General features: G+C 61.8%; 5 protein-coding genes and 1 pseudogene. 5 read left to right on the forward strand and 1 reads right to left on the reverse strand.

Annotated features, from left to right (window positions below; translation table 11 throughout):
• Window positions 1-75: 75 nt before the first annotated feature.
• Window positions 76-386, reverse strand: a pseudogene (locus BN948_RS25255) (transposase); the annotation flags it as partial.
• Window positions 387-577: 191 nt separating this feature from the next.
• On the opposite strand from BN948_RS25255, the gene BN948_RS25260 reads away from it, so the two are divergent.
• From BN948_RS25260 to BN948_RS25280, 5 genes are all read left to right on the forward strand, one after another.
• The gene (locus BN948_RS25260; protein WP_035624846.1) at window positions 578-874 is read left to right on the forward strand and encodes a hypothetical protein; all 297 of its coding nucleotides are present in this window, start codon (window positions 578-580) and stop codon (window positions 872-874) included.
• 142 nt (window positions 875-1,016) lie between these two features.
• Window positions 1,017-1,361, forward strand: a complete 345-nt coding sequence (locus BN948_RS25265; protein WP_035624849.1) for a hypothetical protein — start codon at window positions 1,017-1,019, stop codon at window positions 1,359-1,361.
• Window positions 1,362-1,563: 202 nt separating this feature from the next.
• Complete coding sequence (locus BN948_RS25270) at window positions 1,564-2,037, forward strand: hypothetical protein (RefSeq protein ID WP_156037864.1); 474 nt, start codon at window positions 1,564-1,566, stop codon at window positions 2,035-2,037.
• A 235-nt stretch (window positions 2,038-2,272) separates the two neighbouring features.
• A complete protein-coding gene (locus BN948_RS25275; protein ID WP_156037865.1) occupies window positions 2,273-2,899 on the forward strand; it encodes a hypothetical protein in 627 nt (208 codons plus the stop codon).
• Window positions 2,896-3,132 (forward strand): hypothetical protein, encoded by a 237-nt coding sequence (locus tag BN948_RS25280; protein WP_035624857.1) that lies wholly within the window; start codon window positions 2,896-2,898, stop codon window positions 3,130-3,132. Before BN948_RS25275 ends, BN948_RS25280 begins: the two co-directional genes overlap by 4 nt.
• Window positions 3,133-3,200 lie beyond the last annotated feature (68 nt).

Raw genomic sequence — 3,200 nt, forward strand, 5'->3', positions numbered from 1 at the left:
AGCCCGGCTACACCCCAACAGGTGGGGTCAATATTGGATGGAAAACCGGGGTCAGGATTGCGTTGAAATCAACAGCGGTCGAGCTCCGCCTGGGCGAAAAACGCGCTGGCCAGCTTGAGGATCTCGTTGGCCTTGCGCAGCTCCTTGTTCTCGCGCTCGAGCTCCTTCAGCCGCTGCAATTCGTTGGTGGTGATGCCCTCGCGCGCACCCGAGTCGATCTCGGCGCGCTTGACCCACTCGTTGAGGGTCTGCGGCACGCAGCCGATCTTGGCTGCAATCGATTCAATGGCCGCCCACAGCGAGGGGTACTCGCCCCGATGCTCCTGCACCATGCGCACCGCGCGCTCGCGCACTTCGGGTGAGAACTTGTTCGACTTCTTGTTCATGGCTCAATCCTCTCAGAGAAAAGAGCCTCCTCAAATCCCGGGGCGGTTCAGTTGTGCTCAAATCGTTTCACCTTTGGAGATCACTCCAAGTCGTCGGCAAACGCCGAAATTCACCCACCCGGACGGGAACCACGGTTCCCTCATGGGGCGTATGTGGAACTCGTCTCTTTCCCTTAAATGGAGATTGAGAAATGATGAACGCCGCATACGAATCGGACTACGCTTCCGCCCTTGACCACATGGACTTCATCGTGAAGTCCTTGGCCGAGAAACCGGGTCGAGCGCTCGACCTCGCCATCCAACACGGTGGTGAGGACGCAGTGCAGGCCTTGTTCGACGCTGTGATGGACAAAGGCCACCGCATGGTGCTGGTCCAGGCGCTCAACGCTCCCTCCCTGCCGGGTTGGGTCCGCGACAAGCTCGAAGTCTTCCTGTACGGCCAGAACCGCCAAGTCGCGGCTCTGTTCTGCAAGAAGGTTGTGCACTAAGCACACAACAAGAAAAGGCCACTCCTTCGGGGGTGGCCTTTTTCGCTTTGTATGCGCACTTGAATCTCGCACACCCAGGGCTACCATGCATGCATGAAGAACGCCCGCAACGCGGGCTCCAACGGGTCAGCAGGAGAGAGAAATGATCGTTTCCAACGGACGCCTGAGCATGAGCCAGGACGAGTGGCTGCAGTTTCAGCAGATCACCCGCGCGCCGTGGCAACCCAGGTCACCGCGAGAGTTCAACGCGATGTGTGAGCTCGGCGCTGCGCACCACATGGTTGAGAACACCGATGGCGTGGGCTGGATGCAGGCGATGGCCTGCGAGGACATGAAGTTCGGGCCGGATGGACAGATCAACTTCCCCGCCGACCAGCGCCGCTTGGCCTACGTCAAGGTGCACGGCACATGGCCCACGGATGAGCAGCTTCGCGAGTTCGAAGGTCAGCCCAAGACCTCCGGGCCCGGGTTGACTGTGGTGCGCTGAAGCACCACCGCAGGCAGCCAGCCAGCGCGCCAAGCACGTGCTCCACAGCACTGGGCCAGGTTGCTGGACGCATGCGCGTGGCCACCGCAGAATTTCCTCACAACTGCAAACGCAGCCGCATGGTGTTCGCCATGCAGACACCCTCCCTCAACGGGGCCAGGCGCCCGTGAGGGACATGGCCCGCCCTAAATCGGACCTCATCATGCAACAACATTCAGACGATCCAGCGTGGGTTCTCTACAAGATGCCCAATGGCTCGCTCTTTCAAATCGTGGAGCGAACGGACGACACGGTGCACTTCACCGCTCAAGGCGGCGGCATCGTGCGCGCATTGCCGGCCGCGGAGTTCGATGCCCAGTTCTCGCCCACCGATATGCCCAAGTTCACGCGGGCTCATGCCAGCGGCGACTGGCTACCGGACGGCGTCGTGATCGACTGCCTGAGCAACGGCATGCGATGGAATGGCTGGAGCTGCCCGTACTTCGAATACGACGGCGCCCTGCAGCTATGCAAGCACATGCCCGGCCTGATCTATGACCAGGCCAAGGACTGCTTCAGCTACCCCAGCGAAGACAACAACCTGGAGCGCACCGAGTTTCACGCCGAGTCCATCGACGTGCAAGGCCACACCACCAAGGTCTACGCCATCGGCAGCGGCAACTGGTGCTGGGAATGACGCCAGTCCCTACGAGAAACCATCGATAGGCCGCATCCGAGAGGGTGCGGCCTTTTTCGTTTCGCCACGCTGCTGGGCCAGAACGGTTGCCGCATCAGAGCGGCCGGGCTATCGTCCAGGCGCATTGGTACCAGCCAATTCGTCGGCCATGCGCCGACATTCACCAACCCCGCCCCGGGATGCACGCCATCCCGCAGGGGTGGTTTGTCTGCCGGGGGCTTCAACAGCATTCCCCATGACCAAAGTATTCAAGAAGCAGGCACGGCATCTGATGCAGGACGATCTGGTCGACCTGAGAAGCTGCCCGTCCCTGAGGGCTGAGCCGATCGCGCAGAACATGTACGGGCACGTCACCCACGTCAGGCACGAAAGTACCGCCTTGGTGGTCGTCGGCTACGAGGGCATCGATCACGTCGGCTATGCGAGAGACCAGGTGATCACCGTCATTGCGCCGCAGATCTACCTGTTCCCACACAAACTCACCGTGATCGAGGCCGAGGAAACCCCCGTCATCGGCTTCGTGGACGAGTCCTCGGGCGTCGCGATCGAGGATCCCTCGCGCAGCACCTGCAGCCGCTTCGAGGTGGAGCCGCAGGCCTATGGGCTCACCCCAGATGACGTCCAGGCGCTCAAGCAACTCAACGAGGCGGTCCGCCAGTCCTGTGAGGATGCCCTGGATGCCATGAGCCTGGCCATCCAGAACCATCTGCAGGTTCATCACGGCGACTTCGCCGGGATGTACTTCTCTGGCGAGTGTGAGCGCCGCGGCGTACTGGTCGCTGCATTGCGCTATGCCGTGGCGCAGATCGAGGACGCCAAGCGCGATCTCGTCGACGACGAAGCCGAAGGAGACGCGCGATGATCAAGGCCGGACTCACCCTGCGAACCAGCCGGCGCTATGCCTCAGGCTGGGACCACCTGGACAGCAGCCGCTACCTGGGCAGCATGAAGTTGACCGCACCGCGTTTGCTGCAGCCGGGCAACGGCTACGACATCGGGCCTGTCTTCATCCAGCGCGCCCGCGTGGCGCCCGGCCTGGACCGTGAGCAGGTCAAGCGGGCCCTGGTGGACACACTCGGCGGTTCACGCTGTTGATTTCAACGCAATCCTGACCCCGGTTTTCCATCCAATATTGACCCCACCTGTTGGGGTGTAGCCGGGCT

This window comes from Hydrogenophaga intermedia (assembly GCF_000723405.1).
Lineage (GTDB): Bacteria > Pseudomonadota > Gammaproteobacteria > Burkholderiales > Burkholderiaceae_C > Hydrogenophaga > Hydrogenophaga intermedia.

Bases quoted from the DNA above. Each gene is read 5' to 3' on its own strand.
- BN948_RS25275 (WP_156037865.1), top strand. From the start codon at position 2,273: ATGACCAAAGTATTCAAGAAGCAGGCACGGCATCTGATGCAGGACGAT.
- BN948_RS25270 (WP_156037864.1), top strand. From the start codon at position 1,564: ATGCAACAACATTCAGACGATCCAGCGTGGGTTCTCTACAAGATGCCC.
- BN948_RS25280 (WP_035624857.1), top strand. From the start codon at position 2,896: ATGATCAAGGCCGGACTCACCCTGCGAACCAGCCGGCGCTATGCCTCA.
- BN948_RS25265 (WP_035624849.1), top strand. From the start codon at position 1,017: ATGATCGTTTCCAACGGACGCCTGAGCATGAGCCAGGACGAGTGGCTG.
- BN948_RS25260 (WP_035624846.1), top strand. From the start codon at position 578: ATGATGAACGCCGCATACGAATCGGACTACGCTTCCGCCCTTGACCAC.